20 protein-coding genes are annotated in these 21,643 nt (G+C 64.9%); 10 read left to right on the top strand and 10 right to left on the bottom strand.

What is annotated here, in order from left to right:
* Positions 1-6: 6 nt before the first annotated feature.
* The 3 genes from ACWEFV_RS06485 to ACWEFV_RS06475 all read right to left on the bottom strand — a co-directional run bounded on the left by ACWEFV_RS06485 (position 7) and on the right by ACWEFV_RS06475 (position 2,917).
* On the bottom strand, positions 7-507 hold the full coding sequence (locus ACWEFV_RS06485) for a MarR family winged helix-turn-helix transcriptional regulator (RefSeq protein WP_135451813.1): 501 nt from the start codon (positions 505-507) through the stop codon (positions 7-9).
* A 61-nt stretch (positions 508-568) separates the two neighbouring features.
* Complete coding sequence (gene crp, locus ACWEFV_RS06480; protein WP_135451814.1) at positions 569-1,243, bottom strand: cAMP-activated global transcriptional regulator CRP; 675 nt, start codon at positions 1,241-1,243, stop codon at positions 569-571.
* Between the two features lie 174 nt (positions 1,244-1,417).
* Entirely contained in the window at positions 1,418-2,917 is a 1,500-nt protein-coding gene (locus ACWEFV_RS06475) for a bifunctional aminoglycoside phosphotransferase/ATP-binding protein (protein ID WP_450069517.1), read from the bottom strand.
* Between the two features lie 256 nt (positions 2,918-3,173).
* Here ACWEFV_RS06475 and ctaD point away from each other — a divergent pair, with 256 nt between their 5' ends.
* On the top strand, positions 3,174-4,895 hold the full coding sequence (gene ctaD, locus ACWEFV_RS06470) for an aa3-type cytochrome oxidase subunit I (protein WP_450069516.1): 1,722 nt from the start codon (positions 3,174-3,176) through the stop codon (positions 4,893-4,895).
* Between the two features lie 113 nt (positions 4,896-5,008).
* Positions 5,009-5,266 carry a WhiB family transcriptional regulator gene (locus ACWEFV_RS06465; protein ID WP_450069515.1) on the top strand — a complete coding sequence of 86 codons (258 nt, stop codon included), beginning with the start codon at positions 5,009-5,011 and terminating at the stop codon, positions 5,264-5,266.
* 26 nt (positions 5,267-5,292) lie between these two features.
* Here ACWEFV_RS06465 and ACWEFV_RS06460 read toward each other — a convergent pair whose 3' ends face one another.
* The 3 genes from ACWEFV_RS06460 to ACWEFV_RS06450 form a co-directional block, all read right to left on the bottom strand.
* Positions 5,293-5,955: a response regulator transcription factor gene (locus ACWEFV_RS06460; protein ID WP_135451817.1), complete on the bottom strand. Its 663-nt coding sequence runs from the start codon at positions 5,953-5,955 to the stop codon at positions 5,293-5,295.
* Positions 5,952-7,169, bottom strand: a complete 1,218-nt coding sequence (locus tag ACWEFV_RS06455; RefSeq protein WP_450069514.1) for a sensor histidine kinase — start codon at positions 7,167-7,169, stop codon at positions 5,952-5,954. The genes ACWEFV_RS06460 and ACWEFV_RS06455 overlap by 4 nt, the downstream gene beginning before the upstream one ends.
* Positions 7,170-7,244: 75 nt before the next feature.
* Complete coding sequence (locus tag ACWEFV_RS06450) at positions 7,245-7,487, bottom strand: hypothetical protein (protein WP_450069513.1); 243 nt, start codon at positions 7,485-7,487, stop codon at positions 7,245-7,247.
* Between the two features lie 171 nt (positions 7,488-7,658).
* Here ACWEFV_RS06450 and ACWEFV_RS06445 point away from each other — a divergent pair, with 171 nt between their 5' ends.
* Genes ACWEFV_RS06445 through ACWEFV_RS06435 form a run of 3 tightly spaced genes read left to right on the top strand, consistent with a single transcriptional unit; the run spans position 7,659 to position 9,714 of the window.
* Positions 7,659-8,324 (top strand): TetR/AcrR family transcriptional regulator, encoded by a 666-nt coding sequence (locus ACWEFV_RS06445; RefSeq protein WP_450069512.1) that lies wholly within the window; start codon positions 7,659-7,661, stop codon positions 8,322-8,324.
* Between the two features lie 9 nt (positions 8,325-8,333).
* Positions 8,334-9,200, top strand: coding sequence for a LysR family transcriptional regulator ArgP (locus ACWEFV_RS06440; protein WP_450069511.1), 867 nt, complete (start codon positions 8,334-8,336; stop codon positions 9,198-9,200).
* A 34-nt stretch (positions 9,201-9,234) separates the two neighbouring features.
* Positions 9,235-9,714 (top strand): OsmC family protein, encoded by a 480-nt coding sequence (locus ACWEFV_RS06435; protein WP_450069510.1) that lies wholly within the window; start codon positions 9,235-9,237, stop codon positions 9,712-9,714.
* A gap of 7 nt (positions 9,715-9,721) precedes the next feature.
* On the opposite strand, the gene ACWEFV_RS06430 is transcribed toward ACWEFV_RS06435, so the two are convergent.
* Both ACWEFV_RS06430 and ACWEFV_RS06425 read right to left on the bottom strand, forming a co-directional pair.
* Positions 9,722-13,039 carry an NAD-glutamate dehydrogenase domain-containing protein gene (locus ACWEFV_RS06430; protein WP_450069509.1) on the bottom strand — a complete coding sequence of 1,106 codons (3,318 nt, stop codon included), beginning with the start codon at positions 13,037-13,039 and terminating at the stop codon, positions 9,722-9,724.
* A gap of 259 nt (positions 13,040-13,298) precedes the next feature.
* Complete coding sequence (locus tag ACWEFV_RS06425; RefSeq protein ID WP_450069508.1) at positions 13,299-14,369, bottom strand: NAD(P)H-dependent amine dehydrogenase family protein; 1,071 nt, start codon at positions 14,367-14,369, stop codon at positions 13,299-13,301.
* Between the two features lie 101 nt (positions 14,370-14,470).
* Here ACWEFV_RS06425 and ACWEFV_RS06420 point away from each other — a divergent pair, with 101 nt between their 5' ends.
* The 5 genes from ACWEFV_RS06420 to ACWEFV_RS06400 all read left to right on the top strand — a co-directional run bounded on the left by ACWEFV_RS06420 (position 14,471) and on the right by ACWEFV_RS06400 (position 20,031).
* Positions 14,471-15,139, top strand: coding sequence for a TetR/AcrR family transcriptional regulator (locus ACWEFV_RS06420; RefSeq protein ID WP_450069507.1), 669 nt, complete (start codon positions 14,471-14,473; stop codon positions 15,137-15,139).
* A 107-nt stretch (positions 15,140-15,246) separates the two neighbouring features.
* Positions 15,247-15,675: an MmpS family transport accessory protein gene (locus tag ACWEFV_RS06415; RefSeq protein ID WP_450069506.1), complete on the top strand. Its 429-nt coding sequence runs from the start codon at positions 15,247-15,249 to the stop codon at positions 15,673-15,675.
* Positions 15,672-18,563: an MMPL/RND family transporter gene (locus tag ACWEFV_RS06410; RefSeq protein WP_450069505.1), complete on the top strand. Its 2,892-nt coding sequence runs from the start codon at positions 15,672-15,674 to the stop codon at positions 18,561-18,563. The genes ACWEFV_RS06415 and ACWEFV_RS06410 overlap by 4 nt, the downstream gene beginning before the upstream one ends.
* 14 nt (positions 18,564-18,577) lie before the next feature.
* Positions 18,578-19,204: a TetR/AcrR family transcriptional regulator gene (locus tag ACWEFV_RS06405; protein ID WP_450069504.1), complete on the top strand. Its 627-nt coding sequence runs from the start codon at positions 18,578-18,580 to the stop codon at positions 19,202-19,204.
* Positions 19,205-19,539: 335 nt separating this feature from the next.
* Positions 19,540-20,031, top strand: coding sequence for a DUF5994 family protein (locus ACWEFV_RS06400; protein ID WP_135451827.1), 492 nt, complete (start codon positions 19,540-19,542; stop codon positions 20,029-20,031).
* 63 nt (positions 20,032-20,094) lie between these two features.
* On the opposite strand, the gene ACWEFV_RS06395 is transcribed toward ACWEFV_RS06400, so the two are convergent.
* Entirely contained in the window at positions 20,095-20,298 is a 204-nt protein-coding gene (locus ACWEFV_RS06395) for a cold-shock protein (RefSeq protein WP_029106149.1), read from the bottom strand.
* 315 nt (positions 20,299-20,613) lie between these two features.
* On the bottom strand, positions 20,614-21,576 hold the full coding sequence (locus tag ACWEFV_RS06390) for a DUF808 domain-containing protein (RefSeq protein WP_135451828.1): 963 nt from the start codon (positions 21,574-21,576) through the stop codon (positions 20,614-20,616).
* Positions 21,577-21,643 lie beyond the last annotated feature (67 nt).

The raw sequence follows: 21,643 nt of genomic DNA, 5'->3' as shown, positions 1-21,643 counted from the left end.
CTGGTGTCAATCGGTGAGTGAATTGGCCGCCAGTGCAGCCACGTTGATGCGGGTCAACACCCGATGCAGCTCTTCGAGTTCGGCGATGTCGACGCCCAGGCGCTCCACCACCGCGGGTGGGATGGCCAGTGCCCGCTCACGCAGGGCGATCCCGGCCTCGGTCAGCTCGACGTCGGTCGCGCGCTCATCGCCGGCCCGGCGGCTGCGGGTCAGCAGGCCCAGGGCTTCCAGTCGCTTGAGCATGGGCGAGAGCGTCGCCGAATCGAGTTGCAGCGCGGCGGCGATCTCCTTGACCGAGAGCGGGGGTGTGCCGCCCGAGACGGACCGTTGGTGATCCCACAGCGCCAGCATCACGAGGTACTGCGGGTGAGTCAGACCCAGCGGCTCGAGCAGCGGGCGATACACGGCGAGCACGGCGCGGTTGCTGACGGCCAGCGCGAAACAGACCTGCCGTTCGAGGGCCAACGGATCGGAGCTGAGCTCCGGCGCTTCGGATACTACGGACACAAACTGAACGTACCCTAATAGTTAGGGCACTAACAATGTCTGGGTGATCACACGCTCACGTTCAGTGCGCGCGTTTGGCCAATCGCTCGGCGTTGTCGATCAGGATGCTCCGGCCCTGCACGCGGATCCAGCCGCGTTGCGCGAAGTCCGACAGCGCCTTGTTGACCGTCTCCCGCGAGGACCCCACGAGCTGGGCGATCTCTTCCTGGGTCAGCTCGTGGTCGACGCGCAGCGCGGTGCCGTCGCGGCTGCCGAACCGTTGCGCCAGGTAGAGCAGCTGCTTGGCCACCCGGCCCGGCACATCGGTGAAGATCAGGTCGGACAGATTGTCGTTGGTGCGGCGCAGTCGGCGGGCCAGCACGCGCAGGAGTTGTTCGGCGATCTCAGGCCGATCGGCAATCCAGCTCCGCAACACACTGCGGCTCATCACGACCGTTTTCACCTCGGTCAGCGCGGTCACCGTCGAGGTTCGCGGACCCGGATCGAAGATGGCGAGCTCGCCGAACATGTCCGACGGGCCCATCAGCGTGATCAGGCTGTCGCGCCCGTCCACCGACTTGCGGCCGATCTTCACCTTGCCGGCGGTGATGATGTACAGCGTGTCGCCGGGCTCGCCCTCGGCGAAAACCACCTCGCCGCGGCGGAAGGTCACCGGCTCCAGATGCTGGACCAGCGCAGCCACAGCATCGGGTGAGACACCCTGGAAGATGCCGGCACGCGCCAGCACTTCGTTCATGTTTACCCCTCGATAAGTGCCGAAATCGGCTGCTCGCAACGTTTACGCAGGTCACGCTGAAATGCGACCGCGATTCCACCTTACAAGGAATGTGCGCTACGTCATGTGGGGCCTGTGCGGACTCCGGGTACCGGGATCGGCGTGGGTTCGGCCATCCCGTTGATTCGATCGACATCAGATGGCCGAGCAGCAGATCCGCTGGGCTTCGCTGACAGAGTCGGCCAGGGTCTGGCGCGTGTTGATCACGTGGGCGTCGGGCCATTCGGCGCCGCCGGCGGCCAGCCCGTCCGCGATCTGTGGTGTGGCATCTGAGTTGGTGACCTGCCGTTGCACGATGCGTTCCTTGGCTTCGTCGATGGGCACCGTGCAGGCCAATTCCACTGTGGGGCAGTGCTGTTCGGCCGCTACCTGCCGCGCGCGTCGGCGGAGATCCGGATCGCGCCAGGTGCCGTCGAGGATCACCGATCTGCCCCCGGCCAGAGCCTGCTGGGCCCGCTGAAGTACGGCGTCGTAGACGGCGGCGACGTTGTCGCTGCTGTAGAGGCCCTCGTTCAAGATGCCCGCAGCGCCGCCGAGCAGGCCATCCGCCTGCAATTCGCGGCGCACATCGTCGGTGGAGATGACCTGCGCGGACAGCTGTTGAGCGAGCGCGTGCGCGAGTGTCGTCTTTCCGGTGCCCGGACCGCCGCCGACGAGGATCAGTCGCACCGCCCCCTTGCGGAGGTGATCGAGAGCAATGTCGAGATGATGCCGCGCGTCGGTGGCGGCGCTCTCGTTGCCCTGATCGATTCTGATGCAGTCGACCTTGGCGCGGACCCCGGCGCGGTAGGCGATGTAGAAGTCCACCAGCGCGGTCGGTGCGGTGTCCCCGGAGATCCGTCGGTACTCAGCGATGAAGAAGTCGGCCAGGTCTTTGCGACCCAGGAATTCCAGGTCCATCGCCAGGAATGCCACGTCGTCCGTGCAATCGACGTGGCGCAGCCCGTCATCGAACTCAAGACAGTCAAGGATCGCCGGACCGTCCGGCATGCAGAATATGTCGCCGGTCAGCAGGTCGCCGTGGCCGTCGATGATTCGGCGATCGCTGATCCGGTCGGCGAACAGCGCGTCGCGGCCGTCGATGAACTGCTCAACCAGCCGGCTGACCTCGGCCAGCGATTCCGCGGGCAGTGTGGTTCCTTCGTATCGGCGCAGTTCGGCGAGGTTGTCCCGCCAACGGCGGGTAATCGCGGGAATCTTGGCGGCGGTATCGATGTCATCTGACCGATCAGCCTTGGCATGGAAGCGCGCTATGACTTCGGCGATCGCCGACAGATGCTGTAGCGCGGGCTCGCCACCGACAACGACCGACGTCAGCCGGCGCGCGTCGGGGTATCTCCGCATCACGATCACCGGCTCGGGTGGGCCGCCCTGTGGGTCGGTGAAGTGGGCAACCCCGAGGTAACTGTCAGGCGCCAATCGCTGGTTCAGAAAAACCTCACGGAGGCACACCTCATCGCGGCGCTCGACCGAGCGGAAATCGAGAAAGTCCGTGACGACGGGCTTTTTGACTTTGTAAGCCCTGTCGCCGACCAAGGCGACGATCCCGGTGTGTGTCTCGTGAATCTCCGCTGCGACGCTGCCGGCCGCGGACTCAGCGGTCTGCGACGAAGTCGGCAAAGCTGATGTGTCCATAACCCATGTTCACTCAACGCGGGCATGTCTCGGTAGTGCCGTTCGACCCTATCCGGCGTCCGGGAACGGTGGCACGGCGCACGCTGTCCAATGCATGCCATGTGAGTCACATTGCAGCACAGCTGATCTTGGGAGATTCCAGACAACTCGGCGCGTCTGAGATTGAGGACTAATGGCCCTTCTCCTGACTGCGTGAACACACCAGTGTTCTCGGAGCGAACATGCTCACGCAGGGGGATAGAAATGGAGAGCTGTGGTGACTGCCGAAGCACCGCCAATCGGAGAACTCGAGGCACGTCGTCCTTTTCCGGAACGGATGGGCCCCAAGGGCAACCTGATCTACAAGCTCATCACGACGACCGATCACAAGCTGATCGGCATCATGTACTGCGTCACCTGCTTCACGTTCTTCGGCATCGGCGGCCTGATGGCGCTGTTCATGCGTACCGAACTGGCCGAACCCGGCTTGCAGTTCCTGTCCAACGAGCAGTTCAACCAGCTGTTCACCATGCACGGCACGGTGATGCTGCTGTTCTACGCGACCCCGATCGTGTTCGGGTTCGCCAACCTGGTGCTCCCGCTGCAGATCGGCGCGCCCGATGTGGCGTTCCCGCGACTGAACGCGCTGTCGTTCTGGCTGTTCCTGTTCGGCGCGCTGATCGCCCTGGGCGGCTTCATCACGCCGGGCGGTGCCGCCGACTTCGGTTGGACCGCCTACACGCCGCTGACCGATGCCATCCACTCGCCGGGTGCCGGCGCTGACCTGTGGATCCTGGGTCTGGCCGTCGGTGGTCTGGGCACCATCCTCGGTGGCGTCAACATGATCACCACCGTGGTCTGCATGCGTGCGCCGGGCATGACGATGTTCCGGATGCCGATCTTCACCTGGAACATCCTGGTGACCTCGATGTTGGTAGTCATGGTGTTCCCGCTGCTGACCGCCGCGCTGTTGGGCCTGGCGGCCGACCGGCACCTGGGCGCGCACATCTACGACCCGGCCAACGGCGGCGTGCTGCTGTTCCAGCACCTGTTCTGGTTCTTCGGTCACCCCGAGGTCTATGTTCTCGCGCTGCCGTTCTTCGGTGTGGTTTCGGAGATCATTCCCGTTTTCAGCCGTAAGCCGATCTTCGGATACACCACGCTGGTGTACGCGACCATCAGCATCGCGGCCCTGTCGGTCGCGGTGTGGGCGCATCACATGTACGCGACGGGTGCCGTCCTTCTTCCGTTCTTCTCCTTCATGACATTCCTGATCGCGGTCCCGACCGGCATCAAGTTCTTCAACTGGATCGGCACGATGTGGAAGGGCCAGTTGACGTTCGAGACGCCGATGCTGTTCTCGGTCGGCTTCCTGGTCACCTTCCTGCTGGGTGGGTTGTCCGGCGTGATGCTGGCCAGCCCGCCGATCGACTTCCATGTCACCGACAGCTACTTCGTCGTCGCGCACTTCCACTACACGCTGTTCGGCACCATCGTCTTCGCCACCTATGCGGGCGTCTACTTCTGGTTCCCGAAGATGACCGGACGTCTGCTCGACGAGCGTCTGGGCAAGCTGCACTTCTGGCTGACCTTCATCGGTTTCCATCTCACCTTCCTGGTGCAGCACTGGGCTGGTGACGAGGGCATGCCGCGCCGCTACGCCGACTACCTGCCCAGCGACGGCTTCACCACGCTCAACGTGATCTCCACGATCGGATCGTTCATCCTCGGTGTCTCGCTCCTGCCGTTCGTGTGGAACGTGTTCAAGAGCTGGCGCTACGGCGAGCCGGTGACCGTTGATGACCCCTGGGGTTACGGCAACTCGCTGGAGTGGGCGACCTCCTGCCCGCCGCCGCGGCACAACTTCACCGAGCTGCCCCGGATCCGTTCGGAGCGACCGGCGTTCGAGCTGCACTACCCGCACATGGTCGAGCGGATGCGCGCCGAGGCACATGTCGGTCGCAGCCATGCCAGAGAACTGGAGGACAGCACGCGATGACGAGAGTCTTCCGATGAGTTCACCGAAAAGCCGCGTGCCCCGCCTCCTCCCATCCCCCCGAGGCGGGGCACGCCCCAGACCGTCGGACACCACTGCGAGAGGGGGTACTCGAGTTGTCATCCTTGGAATGGCGAGCACTTGGAAACTGCCGCGACGTCGACCCGTTGGTGTTCTTCGGCCCCGACCGCGAAAGGGCGAAGGCGCGAGAACAGCGTGTGTTCAGGGCCAAGGCGATATGCCGTACATGCCCTGTGAAACGCGCGTGCCGCGAGCAATCCCTGAGATTCCCTGAACAACACGGGATCTGGGGCGGGCTGACAGCCGATGAGCGCAGTGACGCGATGCAGTCACCCGAAAGGACAGAACCGTGAACGACGGCGTCGCAGGCAAATCCGGATCACTGGGGAGAGACCAGCCCGGTGTCGTATGCGTGGATGATCGCGGCGGCGCGGTCACGCAGGTCGAGCTTGATGAAGATGTGGCCGATGTGGCTCTTGACGGTGAGTCCGGAAATGCTGAGTTCATCGGCGATCTCGGCGTTGGAATGCCCTTTGGCGATCAGCGTCAGCACATCGAGCTCTCGGGCCGTGAGGTCACCGACGGCGACCGCACGACGCGGCGCTGCCGACTTGCGGTAGGTGGTGAGCACGCGTGAGGTCACCGCCGGGTCGAGATAGCTGTCGCCCTGCGCCACCGCGCGCACGGCCCGGATCAGCTCCTCGGCCGAGGAATCCTTGAGCACGAACCCGCTGGCGCCCGCGCGCAGCGCACCCGAGAGCAACTCGTCGTCGTTGAATGTGGTCAGTGCCAGCACCGGAGGCCCGTCCACCGCAGTTACCTGACGGGTGGCCTCGATCCCGTCGACCCGCTTCATTCGGAGGTCCATCACCACCACATCGGGGCGGTACCGGGTGACGGCGTCGGGCACCTCATCGCCGTCGGCGCATTCGGCGACGATCGTGAAGCCGTCCTTGCGTCGCAGAATCCGTCGCAGCCCGGAACGCACCAGATCCTGATCGTCGACCAGGAGGACGGCGACCTCGGCTATGGCGTTGGTCATGACACCACGGGGCACCATCGGGGTGCCCGGTCGGTGTCTTCCAACGGAATATTCGTGCGGACCGACCATCGGTCGTCGGCCGGGCCGACGCTGATGATCCCGCCGAGCAGTTCGACGCGTTGCCGCATGCCGCTCACGCCGCGGCCCTCGGCGCGCCGGCCGCTCCGGCCCGCCAGCGCGGCGACCGGAAGTCGGTTGTCGATCGTCAATGTCGCCGATGTCCTGGAAATCCTCAGTAACACAGTTGATTCTGCGTCGGGCGCGTGTTTGGCGATGTTCGCCAAGGACTCCTGGGCGATGCGGTACAGCGCCAAACCCACCGCCGCTGAGACGACATCGGTGCGGCCACTGGCATCGAAGTGCACGTTCAGCCCGGCGCGCACGAAATCGTCCACCAGGCAACTGATGTCGTCGACTCCTGGTTCGGGAGCCGTGCTCATCGGAGCGCCGTCGAGTAGTCCGACCGTGCGCCGGATGTCGGCCATGGCCTGACGGCCCAGCCGTTCGGCCTGCTCCAGTGCCTCGACGGCGTCGTCGACGTCGCGGTCCTGCTGCAGTCCGCGGCGCGCCCCGGTCACGTGCAGCAGGGTCACGCTCAGCGAATGCGCGATCACGTCGTGCACCTCGCGGGCGATACGCCGCCGCTCATCGGCTGCGGCGTGGAGTGCCTGCGCGGCCTGTGCCTCCTGTTGCTGACGCATGAGTTGCTGCTGGGTGTGCACGAGATAGCCCACCAGCCAACCCATCCCGAGGATCCCCAGATACAACGGCAGGGCGTCGAGCCGGTGTTGCGAGGCGGCGGTCAGCAGCAGTGCGGCCGCGGTCAGCGACGCCAGGAATCCACCCCACACCCCGGCCAGCGAGGCGACCTCGCCGACCATCAGCACCGCGATCAGCGGGGCGAAATCATTGGCGATGGGTGTGGCCGTCGCGAACAGCAACACCGCGGTCGCGGTGGTCCAGGTCGCCCAGACGATCGGAGCCTTGAAATCGACGCCGGACAGGTAGAACAACGCGAAGGGGGCAACGCAGACGACGAGCGCGAGCAGGCCCGCCGGAAGGTCGGCCGTGGGGCGCTGCAACACGGCCACCGCGCCGGCACCGATCACCGTGGCGTCGAACGCCAACACGAAGGCCCAGTTGTAGCCCACCGGGAGGGCGTACCCCCGCCGGCGCACGTGCGCACGGATGCCGCGCGCGATGGTGCCGAGCATGTTCCGATCGTAGAAGGTGAGCATGCCGCCGCGCCTCCTACTGGGGTCGGATTTTCTGGGGCCGGATTTCAGCACTCAGAGTCGCCACATTTCGCGTGACATCGCGGCGTCTTCGACGAAGCCTTCCCGCTGCGGCGGGTAGTACGGCTGCTGCAGGTCGGGTCGGGGCACGGCGGCCAGTGCCGCGCGCACCGCGGCCAGGGCACGCCGCCAGCGGCCGCCTTCCCGGCGATCCGGGCCGACCGGGATCGCTGGGGTTGTCACCGGCGGGGTGAACACGGCGTCTTTCGCCGTCCATCCACGGGCGACACCTGTCATGGAATTCGCTATCGAGATAGCTGGGGAACGCTGTGCTCGTGTCATGGCTCGACGCTATGAAGAATGCAGGTCAGCCCACATCGCGCTGCCGGCCGATCTTGACCTACGACCGTAGTAGGAGATCTGCACCGACCACAGGACGATCAGGCCGCAAGTGATTACGCTCGTGCTGTGGTCCCGAGTTCGACCCGCAGACGTGGTCCGCGGCGTGACGTCGACACCCGCGCACTGATCATCGACACCGCCGAGCGAATGTTCGCCGAGACGTCGATCGGTGCGGTGGCGTCGCGCGCTGTGGCCCGCGAGGCCGGCGTAGCCAGCCGCGCAGTGGCCTACCATTTCCCCGCCAAGCGGGACCTGGTGCTGGAGGTGGCGCGGCGGCGCGCCCCGATCGTGTTCGATGCTGTCGTCCAGGAACTCGTGCGGGTGGCTCAGTCGGGGAACCAGATTGGTGTCTACGACGTCGTGGAGGCGCTGATCGCGCCCTACGTCAGGCTGCTCGACGAGGATCCGGTTGGCGGATTGCGCTGGCTCAAGGTGATGAATCAGCTGGCCTTGGATGAAGACCAGATCTGGCTCGACCAGTTGGCAGGCGCGCCGAGTCTGCCGGAGTTGTTCTTCGCCGCGGCAGGTCGTGCGGTGCCCGACATTCAGACCAGAGAAGGTCAGCAGCGCAGCACAATTGCCATCTTTTCGATGATCGGTGCGCTCGCCAGTTCTGATCTGGCCCTCTACGGACGCCCCCTCGGTCCCGGCGGCCTCGACCGGGGTTGGGTCGACCAGCTCGTCCGGTTCACGGGCGGCGGTTTGCGCGGCGACGAGGCCCTGCCCGACTAGGATCGTTGCGTGCAGATCGACGGCCAGCAGCTCGCTGCCTTCGCCGCGGTGGTCGAGCTGGGGAGCTTCGACGCGGCCGCGCAGCGTCTACATGTGACGCCGTCGGCGATCAGTCAGCGCATCAAGGCGCTGGAGCAACGTGTCGGCCAGGTTCTTGTCGTTCGCGAAAAACCCTGCACAGCAACAGCTGCCGGTGTTCCACTGCTGAGGTTGGCGGCTCAGACGGCGCTGTTGGAATCCGAGACGCTTGCGGAGATGGGTGGCGGCTCAGCGCACCGCACCAGGATCGCGCTGGCGGTCAATGCCGATTCGATGGCGACCTGGTTCACCGGCGTATTCGCCCAGGCCGCCGAGTTCTTGTTCGACATCAGGATCGAGGATCAAGACCTCTCGGCGCGGCTGCTGCGTGAAGGCGTGGTGATGGGAGCGGTGACCACCGAGCGGCGCCCGGTCCCGGGCTGCCGGGTGCACCCGTTGGGGGCGATGCGCTACGTGCCGGTGGCCAGCGCGGAGTACGTGCAGAACTACCTGCCCGACGGATTCACCTGCGACGCCGCGCAGGCGGCGCCCTCGCTGTCCTGGAACCGCGATGACGCGCTGCAGGATCAATTGGTGCGCAAGGCGTTCCGCAAGGATGTCCTCAGGCCTATCCATTACATCCCGACCGCCGAGGGATTCGGCGCCGCGGTGCGGGCCGGGTTGGGCTGGGGGATGTACCCCGAGGAACTGGTCGACGACGACTTCGTCCGCATCACCGAGCAACACCTGGACGTGCCGTTGTACTGGCAGTGCTGGAAGCTCGACAGCCGCACCGTCGAGACCATCACGGCTGCGGTTCGCGGTGCGGCGGGGGCCCTGCGCGGACGGGCCGGTTGAGGTTGGCGCGAATTCAACGGAGTGAGAGGTGGCGATGAGTAGGACACACCGATACGAGGTCGAGGTGACGTGGACCGGCAACACCGGTTCGGGCACCAGCGGCTACCGCGACTACGCCCGCGATCACGACGTGTCCGGTGTCGACACGCCCGGCAAACCGGTGATCCCGGGCAGCGCCGATCCCGCCTTCCGGGGGGACCCGCAGCGCTGGAACCCCGAAGAGCTGCTCGTGGTCAGCTTGTCCCAGTGCCACATGCTCTGGTATCTCGCCCTGTGCGCCAAAGCGGGCATCATCGTCACCGACTACAGCGATCGGCCGGCGGGCACCATGAGCGAGAACGCCGAGGGCAGCGGCGTTTTCACCGACGTCACGCTACGGCCGCAGGTGACCATCACCGACCCGGAGCGGGCCGGTGATGCCACCGAACTACATCACGAAGCCCACCGGATGTGCTTCATCGCCAACTCGGTCAACTTCCCCGTGACTGCCGATCCCATCATCAAAGTGAGCTGAGCCCAGTTCATCGATGGAGCCGGCGCAACTGGGCCGAGGCCACCGACAACACCGCCAGATCGGGCGCGTCGGAATCGAGGAACTCGTCCAGCGTGCGCTTGGCCCGGTCCAGCCGCGGCCGGTTGTAGGCCTCGAAGTCGCGGATGCTGCTCGCGACCTGGTCCCCCTCGACCCCGTGCTTGGTGACGTCGATGGTGAGATCACGCAATGAGCGGTACAGGTCCTCCCGAAGGGCAAGCCGCGCCTGCGCATGCCAGCGGCCACCTCGGGGAAGCGACGACACCGCCAGCAACAGCCGGTCCACGCCCAGCCGGTCCGACAGTTCGAAGTAGATCCTGGCCAGTTGAGCCGAGTCCTCACCGTGGACATGGGCGACCTCGATGATGTCCAGAAGGCTGAACGCATAGAGGGATTCGCTGATCCGACGGGCGATGTCGGCCGGCACGTCGCGGGCCACCAGGTCGTCGTGCGCCGCCAAGACGGCATCGCGCTCCTGGCCCCGCAGCATCGATCCGAGTTGCCCGCGCAGCATCGCGACCTGGTTGCTGAATCGGGTGATCTCGGCGTCGACGTCGAGCGGTTGCGGCCGGTTGAGCACAATCCATCGGGCGGCCCGGTCGAGGAGGCGACGGCCTTCGATGATCATGGCATTCGTCAGTGCGGGCGAGAGATCGGCGGCATAGATATCCGACCAGAGTGTGTCGAGGTCGAAAACCTCGGACGCCACGGCGTGAGCCCGCACGATATCGGCTGGGGCAGCGCCGGTTTCCTCGGAGAGCCGGAACGCGAAGGTCAGCCCCGAGGTGGCCAGTACGCGGTTGACGATCGAGGTGGTGATGATCTCCCGGCGCAGCGGATGCTCGGGCAGTGGCTCACCGAGTTGGCGCCGCAACGTCGGCGGGAAGTACCGGTTCAGCAGCGCGACGAAATATGGGTCGTCGAACATCTCGCCACTGAGCAGTTCGGCCTTGAGGTCGAGCTTGATGTGCGCCATCAAGGTGGCCAGTTGCGGAGCGGTGAGGCCGCGACCATCCTTGGCCAGGTCAGCGAATTGCGCTGGGCTGGGCATGTTCTCGCGGGAACGGTGCAACCCGCGCCGGGTCTCGAGATCTGCCGTTATCCGGGCGTGCACGTCGACCATCTGGGCCGCGTTCGAGCGGGCATCGCTGAGCAGACGATTGTGCGCCTGGTTGTTGGCCAGGACGAGCTGTGCCACTTCGTCGGTCATGTCGACCAGCAGTCGGTTGCGGGCGCTGCCGTTGATCAGGCCGGACCGCGCGGCGGCGTCCAGCAGGATCTTGATGTTGACCTCGTGGTCGGAGCAGTCCACTCCGGCCGCGTTGTCGATGGCATCGGTGTTGACCAAGCCGCCGCGACGGGCGTACTCGATGCGGGCGCGCTGGGAGAGCCCGAGGTTTCCGCCCTCGACGATCACCCGTGCCCGGACGTCCCCGGCGTCCACCCGCACCGGATCGTTCACCTTGTCGGCGATGTCGGAGTGCTGTTCGTCGCCGGCCTTGATGTAGGTGCCGATTCCGCCGTTGAACCACAGGTCCACCGGCGCGCGCAGGATATGGCTGATCAATTGGGTGGGAGACAGGCGGGTCTCATCGTCGGCGATGCCGAGTGCCGCACGCATTTCCGGTGTGGTGGCGATGGTCTTGGCGGTCCGCGGCCACACCCCGCCGCCCGGGCTGATCGCGGCGCGATCGTAGTCGTCCCACGATGATTGGGGCAGTTCGAACAGTCGTTGCCGTTCCTTGCGGGCTCGCGCGGTGTCGGGTTGCGGGTCGACGAAGATGTGCCGGTGGTCGAATGCGGCCACCAGTCGCAGGCCCGGGCGCAGCAGCATGCCGTTGCCGAAGACGTCGCCGCTCATGTCGCCGACGCCGACGGCGGTGAACTCGTCGGCCTCGGAGTCGATGCCGAGTTCGGCGAGGTGGGTGTCGCCACTGACCCAGGCGCCACGGGCGGTGATCCCCATGGCCTTGTGGTCGTAGCCGGCTGAGCCGCCGGAGGCGAAGGCGTCGCCCATCCAGTAACCGCGGTCGAGTGCCACCGCGTTGGCGGAATCCGAGAACGAGGCGGTGCCCTTGTCCGCGGCCACCACCAGGTACGGGTCGGGTCCGTCGTGGCACACCACGCCGCCGAAACGGGGCCGCTGATCGCTGCCCGAGGCGGAGTCGGCGTTCTTGTCGACTACGTCGAGCAATGCGGCGATGAACTGTCGGTAGCTCCGCAGGCCCTGCACACGGGGTGATTCACCCGCGACGGGCCGGGCCTTGACGACGAACACGCCCTTGGCGCCGGCCGGCACGATCATCGCGTTCTTGACCGCCTGTGCCTTTACCAGTCCCAGGACCTCGGTGCGGTAGTCGTCGTGGCGGTCCGACCAGCGCAGGCCGCCACGGGCGACCAGTCCGAAGCGAAGATGCAGACCTTCGAATTCCGGTGAGTAGACGAAGATCTCGGATAGCGGACGCGGCTGTGGCAGCTCGTCGATGGACTGGGCGTCGAGCTTGTGGACCAGATAGGGTGCCCAGACCGTGAGGGCGTCGGGCGCGAACGCGTTGGTGCGCACGGTGGCGCCCATCAGGTTGTGGTACGCGCGCAGGATCCGGTCGGCATCGATGTGCAGCACCTGGTCGATCTCGGCGGCCACGCGCTGCTCGGCCTCGGTGATGCGGGCGGCGCGGTGGGGGCTGTCGGCTGGTTGCTCGGTCTGGCCGAACCGCGCCTCGAACAGCGCCAGCAGGGCGCGGGCAGCGTCCGGGTTGTCCAGGAGCACCCGCTGGATGCGGGCCTGACCGTATGGCAACGGCAGCTGCCTCAGGTAGCGGCTGTAGCTGCGCAGGACACTGACCTGACGCCAGTTCAATGAGGCTCGCAGGATCAGCGCGTTGAACCCGTCCGATTCGACCCGGCCGGCCCACATCGCCTGGAAGGTCTCGCGGATGCGCTCGGTGATGCCGTCCTGTGGCTTGGCCAGCGCGTCGACGGCATCCGGACCGGGATGCAACACCAGCTGATACACGTGGCACACCCGGCCGTCCGCGCGGGTCCAGGTGCCGGACTGTTCCTCGAGAACCTCCAGGTCCATGCTCTGCAGCGCGGGCAGCATCCGGCGCAGCGGAACCGGCTCGAGGGCGGCGAGCGCGAAGTTCAGCCGCCCGTCATCGGTGCCGGCCCAATCGAGGTTCACCGTGACCGCATCGCCCATCAGATCGTTGAGCGCCGTGACCTCCAGTAGCCGGTCGGGTACCACAACCCCGGCCTGCTGATCTTGCATGTCGGGCGCAATGTGATTGGCGCGCAACGAGTCCACGGTTGGCTCTCCTCAATCGTCGTTGATCGATGCCGTCGGTTGCGTTCTCGACGGATGGGCCAATCCTGTGGTGTCTCGGAGCGCAGAGGAGGCTGCAAAGTGTCAGCGATATCGGGGGCGTGCTTACATTGTGTAGGCCGGGTTCGCTGCCGGCTTCTGGTTTAGTATTACAAAACGACTCGGGCTGGCCAGCGGTAATCTGCTGGATGCCCGACGGCTACCTCGTAGAGGTCGGCTGCCGGGCATCGGCCCGGGCGCGTCAGCCCTGACTCGCCGGCACCACTCCGCGCGGAAGGATCAACGGGAGATCGTTGTAGGTGACGATGCCGGGTGCGGCGTTGACCACGGCGGGGATCGCGTTGATCGGGGGAGTGGCGGTCATGATGTGCCCCAGCACCATGAACTCCTCCAGCGTGGTCGCCTCGAAGTCCGGCGGCGGTAGGAAGCCGACCTTCATCGTCACAGTCGGGCGACCGGCCACCTCGATCACCCAGCCGTCCTGATCGATCTGCCAATCCGGTTGCAGCGTCTGTCCTTTGCGCCACCGCAGGGTCAGCTCGACGCGCGTGGTGTCGCCGACGATCCCCTTCCAGCTGACGAAGACGCCCGCCACACCCCCTGCCGGAATCGTCCACGAGCCGAGGTCGAGATCCTCTGTGGTCTGGGCATATTCGGCATCGCAGCGGACCTCGTCGAATTCGATACCGAGTGCATCACCGATCATCCGGACCGCCTCGCCGAAGACTCCGGTGCCGTGAGCGGTCATGGCCTGTAGATCGGGATGATCGATGGGCAGGCCGAACCCGACCGGCTTCTCGGTTTCCGGCGAATCGTAGAACGTGGTGTCGGCGGCCTCGTTGACGGTGACCTTGTCCACACGGTCGCAGATGCCGGCAGCCACGATCGCCAGCTGGTTGACGTAGCCCGGGCTGATGCCCGATCCGAACATGGTCGCGCCGCCCTTGCGGCAGGCCTCGGCGATCCGGTCCCGGCCCTGGCCCTGATTGTGCCCGGTGATGAATGAGGCGGTCGCAACGACATTGACCCCGGCGGAAAGGATTTCGACGAGTTCGTCGACGTCGATCCACATCGGGTTGTAGACCACGACATCCGGTTTCAGGGCGAGTAGCGCCTGCACGTCATTCGTGGCGGCCACCCCGAGGGGCTCGATGCCGACGAGCTCTCCGACGTCCTTGCCGGCCTTGTCCGCCGACCATGCGTAGCAGCCGACCAGTTCCAGGGTCGGGTTGCGGGCGATGGCCGCCACCGAACTCTTGCCGACGTTTCCCGTCGTCCACTGGACAACCCGGTATGGAGAAGTTTGTGACATCGCAGCGGCTTCCTTCCTCGGTTTCGGGCAGTTTTCCACTACCGTGAGAAAAAAGGAAGAGTGGTCCGAACACGGGCGGCGAAACAACTAGAATTCGGGGTGTGACCACCGGAAACGCGCCGCGCCGGGGGCGGGGCCGTCCACCCCGTATCGATCAGCAGCAGATCGTGGCCGCGGCGCGCGCCATTACGCCGGGCGCGTTGACGATGCAGGCGGTGGCCGATGCGCTCGGGGTGGACCGCACCACGCTGCACTACTACGTCGGTGACCGTGACGGCCTGCTCGAGTTGGTGGTGGCCGATCTGTTCGAGACCGAGTTGCGCTCGATCAAGTTGCCCGAGGGCGCGAGCTGGCAGGAGGTCCTGCGGGCCTACGGCAATGCCATCCGCCAGGGCGTGCTCAAACTCGGTGTGACGGCGACGAGTTTCCGGCTGCGGGGGCCGAGTGGGGCGGCCAGTCTCGCGCTGGCCGAGCAGGTGCTGCGGGCCCTGGCCGACGGTGGATTCGGTACCGACGACGCCGGGCGCGTGCTCACTCTGGTGTCCGGGCTCGCGATGTCAGCCGCGCACGACGTGCTGGGCTCGGCGGAGTCGCGGCTGCACCACCAGACGCCCGAGGTGGTTCGCGCACTGAAAGATCTGCCGTCCAGTGACTTCCCGCTGCTCAGTGGTGTGGTGGCCGATCGTGGCGTCGACGCGACTGCCGCCGGGGACTTCGACTTCAACCTCGACATCGTGATCGCCGGGCTCGAGCAGTTCCTGGCCAGGTAGGCACCGGTCGTTCACGGGGCCTGGCTCGAGTACAGTACTCAGCATCCTCTTAGGCGGAACTTGAGTTCCGTCTAATCTCGGCAATTGTCACAGCAGGAGGCGCAGCGGTGTACCGGTTGCTCAAGAAGGCGTGGATGCCGTTGCTTTTGGTGGTGGTCGTCGCGCTGGGCACGTACGCGATCCTGCGGATTCGCGATTCCGGCAACCGGGTACCGAGGACGGCCGAGGGTTCCGCCATCACGGAGAACTTCAACCCCAAGCACATCATGTACGAGGTGACCGGGTCGGGTGGGACGGCGAACCTCAACTATCTCGACGAGAACGGCCAACCACATCTCATCGAAAATGCACCGTTGCCTTGGTCTTTCACGATCGTGACGACACTGCCGTCGATGTCGGCCAACATCATGGTCCAGGGTGACCGCGACGTCAGTGATCTTCGATGCCGAGTGACGGTCGACGGAGAAGTGCGCGACGACCGCGCAAGTACCGACACAGTCAAACCGTTCATCTACTGCTTGGTGAAATCCGTATGAGCAACGCGCCCTCGAAGTCGCATCGTCCGTTCCTGGGCCACATGGTCCGGATCTTCTCGCTGCCGATCATCCTGTTCTGGCTGGTCGTTGCGGTCGGACTGGCAGTGGTGACTCCGTCACTCGACGATGTCGCGGCCACCCGGTCGGTGCCGATCAGCCCCACCGGTGCACCGTCGTATCAGGCGATGCTGAACATCGGCAAGGTCTTTCAGCAGTACGACTCGGACTCGTCGGCGATGGTTGTGCTGGAGGGCGACGAGACGCTCGGCGATGCCGCGCACGAGTATTACGACGAGATCGTCGCCAAGCTGAACGCCGATAAAGAGCACGTGCAGAACGTTCAGGACTTCTGGAGCGATCCGCTGACCGCCGCGGGCTCGCAGAGCGTCGACGGCAAGTCGGCCTATGTGCAGATCTTCCTTGACGGGTCTCAGGGCACCAGCGCCAGCCACGAGTCGGTGGCCGCGGTGCGCGACCTCGTCGCCTCGGTGCCCGCGCCGCCCGGTATCAAGGCGCACGTCGCCGGTAATACCGTGCTCAACGCCGATACCAGCGTGGCCGGGCACGAGAGCATGGCCACGATGGCGCTGCTGTCCATCGGCGTCATCATCTTGATGCTGCTGTTCATCTACCGCTCGCTGGTGACGATGTTCATCGCATTGTTCATCGTCATACTCGAACTGTTTGCGGCACAGGGTGTTACGGCCACGGCGGGCTACCTGAACATCATCGGTCTGACGCCGTATGCGGTGAGCATGGTGACGATGCTGTCCATCGCTGCGGGCACCGACTATGTGATCTTCCTGCTGGGGAGGTATCACGAGGAACGCGCCAGGGGTGTGGACCGCGAGGACGCGTTCTATATCGCGTATCACGGTGTCTCGCACGTCATCCTGGGCTCCGGGTTGACCATCGCCGGTGCGTGTATGTGCCTCACGATGACCACGCTGCCCTATTTCCAGACCATGGGCCTGCCCTGCGCCATCGCGATTCTGGTGATCATCGCTACGGCGCTGACCCTGGCGCCCGCGGTCCTGACGGTGGCCTCGAAGTTCGGGTTGCTCGACCCCAAGCGTGACCTCTCGGCCAAGGGATGGCGCAAAGTCGGTACCTCTGTGGTCCGTTGGCCCATCCCGATCATCCTGGTGACCAGCATCGTTGCCATCATCGGCTTCGTCGCGCTGCTGAGCTACGTGCCGCAGTACAACGATCAGAAGTACACCCCCGCCGATATGCCGGCCAACCTCGCCATGGGCGTCGCGGACCGACACTTCTCCCAGGCACGCATGAACCCCGAGCTGCTGATGCTCGAAGCCGATCATGATCTGCGCAACTCCGCTGACATGCTGGTGATCGACCGGGTCGCCAAGGGCGTGGTTCACATGCGTGGCATCGATCGGGTGCAGACCATCACCCGTCCGTTGGGGTCGCCGATCGAGCACAGTTCCATCCCGTTCCTGCTCGGTGCGCAGAACGCCGGAACTCTGCAGGGCGCAAAGTTCAACAACGACAACTCGGCTCAGATGCTCGAGCAGGCCGACGAGATGGGCCGGACCGTCGCCAGCATGGAGCGCATGTACGCGATCACCTCCGAGCTCACGGCGACCACGCACAGCATGGTCGGCAAGACGCACGAGATGTTGGCAGCGACCCAGGAGATGCGCGACAACCTGGCCAATTTCGACGATTTCTTCCGGCCGATGCGCAACTACCTGTACTGGGAGCCGCACTGCTTCGACATCCCGATCTGTCAGTCGATGCGGTCGATCTTCGACACCTTGGACGGCATCGACAAGCTCACGGATCAAATGCAGGGTCTGACCGCCGATATGGATCGGATGGATCAGCTGATGCCGCAGATGCTTCCGGTGCTGAGGACCACCATCGACTCGATGGCACGGATGCGCGACTTCATGATCGCGACCCACAGCACGATGGCCGGCATGCAGGCCCAGCAACAGGAACTGGCCAAGGGCGCCACGGAGATCGGTCTGTACTTCGATCAGGCCAAGAACGACGACTTCTTCTACCTGCCGCCGGACGTGTTCACCAACCCCGACTTCCAACGTGGCCTGAAGATGTTCGTCTCGCCGGACGGTAAGTCGGTCCGATACATCATCACACACCAAGGGGATCCCGCCTCTGTCGAGGGCATCGACCATGTCCGTGACCTCAGAGATGTTGTGGCCGACGCGGTTAAAGGCACCCCGCTGGCCAATGCGAAGGTCTCGATTGCCGGTACCGCGTCGCTGTACGCCGATATGCAGGACGGTGTCAAAACCGACCTGGCGATCGCGATCATCGCGTCGATGATCCTGATCTTCGCGATCATGTTGTTGATCACCCGCAGTGTGGTGGCCGCCCTGGTGATCGTCGGTACCGTGGCGGCATCCCTGGGCACCGCGTGTGGTTTGTCGGTGCTGCTGTGGCAGGACATCCTCGGACTGGGTGTGCAGTGGATCGTGATCCCGCTGTCGATGGTGATCCTGCTGGCGGTGGGTTCGGATTACAACCTGCTCCTGGTCTCGCGTCTGAGAGAGGAGATCCACGCCGGGCTCAACACGGGCATCATCCGCGCCATGGGAGCGACCGGGCGAGTTGTCACCGCGGCGGGTCTGGTGTTCGCCTTCACTATGATGTCGATGATCGTCAGTGATCTGCGCGTGGTCGGTCAGCTCGGTATGACGATCGGTATCGGCTTGATCGTCGACACTCTGATTGTTCGTTCGTTCATGACACCGTCGATCGCCGCAGCGCTGGGGCGTTGGTTCTGGTGGCCGCTCAACACCTTTGAGATCACCAGGCAGGGCCGCAGCGCCGCCGAACCGAAGCCGGCGGGCGACCCCGACGACGACAAGACCGCTGCGATCCCGGTAACCACGATGTGAGGGAGGTGAGTGTCGTGGGTGACACGGACAGCGCGCCCGATGCGGAGTCGAAACTGCGCCGGCGCACCGATGGTCGGCTCGACCGATCGCGTGATCCCGCGATTCTCAATGCCGCATTGGCCGCCTTGGCCGAGAACGGCTACGTCAACACCAACATGAACGACATCGCCGCGCGAGCCGGTGTCGGCAAGGCGGCGATCTACCGTCGCTGGTCATCGAAGGCCGCATTGATCACCGATGCGCTCGTGTACTGGCGGCCCGACCTGATGAGCAACGATGCGCCCGACACCGGCAGTCTGGAAGGTGATTTCGACGAGATCGTGCGCCGTGCGGTGCGCAACGACGAGGAGCACTTCTCCTACGATCTGGTGCTGCGGGCCGCGGTTGAGGCCAGCCATGATCCGCACCTCGCCTCGGCCCTCGACGATCTGATGCTGCTCAAAGGCCGGCGCGTGGTGACGGCCATCCTGCAGCAGGCCGCTGCCCGCGGTGAGGTGGCACCCGACCGGGACTGGTCTCTGGTTGCCGACGTGATGACCGGCATGTGCCTGATGCGGGTGATCAGCGGTCAGAGCATCGACGCGAAGTTCATCCGGGACGTCATCGACACCCTGATCCTGCCCGCCGTACGCGACCGGTAGCGGTGGCATCCGGGCACTGGGCAGCGAGGACATCACTCCTCGGGTGTAGGTTGTGATTAGGCCGGATACATCAGTTGGTCAGCCGTGGCGAATGACAGTCACGACTTCGATGTTGAACCGTCAGCCGGTGATTAACCATCGCTTGCTATCCAATACCAGTGCGGTCGTCCCGCACCTTTCAAGGACACTCTTATGGAATCGTCCGCACTGTTTTCGCACCCGGAGCAGCAACAACCGATGCCGGATGTCGAGGGCGCGGTTGAACCGCCGCCCGAGTTGGTTTTCTCGGACCAGCCCTCGGATCGGCCCATGCCCCGTGCAGATGCGCAGTCATCGTGAACGGCCTGAACGGGACACGGCGACTGGCCAGTCCCGTCCGGCTTGCCCTCGCCAGGCAATTGGGCGCCGACATTGACGGAGCGTGGTGGCCGCACACCGCCTCCGTTGCCGCTGAATTGCCCGAACTTGTTGGCGCCCTTCATCGATCGATCGGGGAAGTCGTCGACATCCGCATCAACTGGTCAGCCGCTGAGGGGCAGTTGGACCTCAACACGATCGTCACCGGCAATCGGTGGGCGCAAGGGATGACGCTGAGTCGTCCCCGGTTGATGTTGGTGACAGGCCGGAGCGAATGCGTGAAACTCCTTGTCGTCCCGTGCAAGACGTCGGCTGCGCTCGGAGCGCTGGTGATGCGCTGTGCAGCGGCGATGTCTGTGGAGGAAACGGTGAGGCGCACGCCGTTGTTCGAGACCGCGGATTGCGTACTGCGCGCGGCCCAGACCGAATCTGCCAGTTGGTTGGGGCGGATCCAGGACGCACCGGTGTGAAATGCAAAATGAGCTGGTACGGAAATTAATCCGTACCAGCCCATAGTCAGGTCTTAGAGCGGTTTAGACCGCAGTAACTCCCACTGCCTGGGGGCCCTTGGCTCCCTGAGTGATCTCGAACTCAACGCGCTGGTTCTCTTCGAGCGACCGGAAACCACCGCCGGTGATCTCGGAGTAGTGGACGAAGACATCGGGTGCGCCGCCGTCAGGAGCGATGAAGCCGAAGCCCTTTTCGCCGTTGAACCATTTCACAGTTCCCTGTGCCATATTTTTGCTTCTCTCATTGTTCAAACTGGACGTACGTTGCACGTCCGTGTCCAGTATGGCACGTCGAAACGCATTGACCCAAAAAATATTTGTCCGGTGAATCTTCTCCGCGAAGCGGTCACCGGATGGCCGACGAACCGCAGCCGCCGCCCGGCAACCCAGTGGAACTGCCAAATCGGCTCTGCGGCAGTCATTTTCACGTTCTGCGGTCATGCGATGCGCTGACTTTCGCACCTGCGCGGCGTCCTTCTGTACGCCACGGCTGCCGGACTCACTTGGATAGCCGTCCTGCGGTAGAAATCGACGCGTAGAGCATCACGCAGAAGCGTCGTGCTTGTCCTTCTTGCCGAACGGCAGCACGTGCATGATCCCCACGACCACGGTGCCGACCACCAGGCCGATCACGGCCGACGCGGCGGTGTTGGTCAGCCAGGCCAGCAGACCGCCGAAGGTACTGCCGGTCGCATGCCGCACCGCTTCCTCGGCATGGTGGACCAGGCCGTAGATCGTGTGCCAGCCCAGGGTGTCGGTGCCGGCCAGGAGGATGTGTCCACCGACCCAGAGCATCGCGACTGTGCCGATCGTCGACAGGGCCGACAGCAGCTTGGGCATCCCGGCGACCAGGCCGCGCCCGATCTTCTGCGCTATCCGCGACGAGCGTTGAGCCAGGAGCAGGCCGATGTCGTCCATCTTGACGATGCCGGCCACCACGCCATAGACCGCGGCGGTGATCACCAGCGCGACGATCACCAGAATGATCAGTCGAGGCCAGAAGGTCTGATCGGCGACCTCGTTGAGTGCGATCACCATGATCTCGGCGGACAGGATGAAGTCGGTGCGGATCGCGCCGGTGATCATGTACTTCTCGGCGTCGCCACCGACCGCCGTGGCGGGCTGGCCGTCGGCGTCGTGTCCGCCGTGGCCGATGAACCGTCCCCAGACCTTCTCGGCGCCTTCGAAACAGAGGTACGTCGCGCCCAGCATCAGGATCGGCGTCAGCAAAAACGGCGCGAACTGGCTGAGCAGCAGCGCCGCGGGCAGGATGAACAGGATTTTGTTGCGCAGCGAGCCGATCGCGATGCGCTTGATGACCGGCAGCTCACGGTCAGCGGAGATGCCGTGTACGTACTGCGGCGTCACCGCGGTGTCGTCGATCACCACGCCGGCGGCCTTGGCGGTCGCCTTGCCCGTGGCCGCACCGATGTCGTCGATCGAAGCCGCCGCCAGCCGCGCCAGCGCGGCAATGTCGTCGAGCAATCCGAACAAGCCGGCGCTCACTGCTGACTCTCTTCGGGCAACCGACTGATCGGCGACGTCATCCCCATGACCGTGAAGGCTACCGGCC

The organism is Mycobacterium sp. NPDC004974 (genome assembly GCF_053600815.1).
This window is presented reverse-complemented; position numbering and strand designations above follow the sequence as displayed.

Excerpts from the sequence above, each read along its gene's own strand:
- ACWEFV_RS06410 (WP_450069505.1), top strand. The coding sequence starts at position 15,672 with ATGAGCAACGCGCCCTCGAAGTCGCATCGTCCGTTCCTGGGCCACATG.
- crp (WP_135451814.1), bottom strand. The coding sequence starts at position 1,243 with ATGAACGAAGTGCTGGCGCGTGCCGGCATCTTCCAGGGTGTCTCACCC.
- ACWEFV_RS06435 (WP_450069510.1), top strand. The coding sequence starts at position 9,235 with ATGAGTAGGACACACCGATACGAGGTCGAGGTGACGTGGACCGGCAAC.
- ACWEFV_RS06460 (WP_135451817.1), bottom strand. The coding sequence starts at position 5,955 with ATGACCAACGCCATAGCCGAGGTCGCCGTCCTCCTGGTCGACGATCAG.
- ACWEFV_RS06395 (WP_029106149.1), bottom strand. The coding sequence starts at position 20,298 with ATGGCACAGGGAACTGTGAAATGGTTCAACGGCGAAAAGGGCTTCGGC.
- ACWEFV_RS06450 (WP_450069513.1), bottom strand. The coding sequence starts at position 7,487 with ATGACAGGTGTCGCCCGTGGATGGACGGCGAAAGACGCCGTGTTCACC.
- ACWEFV_RS06475 (WP_450069517.1), bottom strand. The coding sequence starts at position 2,917 with ATGGACACATCAGCTTTGCCGACTTCGTCGCAGACCGCTGAGTCCGCG.
- ACWEFV_RS06425 (WP_450069508.1), bottom strand. The coding sequence starts at position 14,369 with ATGTCACAAACTTCTCCATACCGGGTTGTCCAGTGGACGACGGGAAAC.
- ACWEFV_RS06455 (WP_450069514.1), bottom strand. The coding sequence starts at position 7,169 with ATGCTCGGCACCATCGCGCGCGGCATCCGTGCGCACGTGCGCCGGCGG.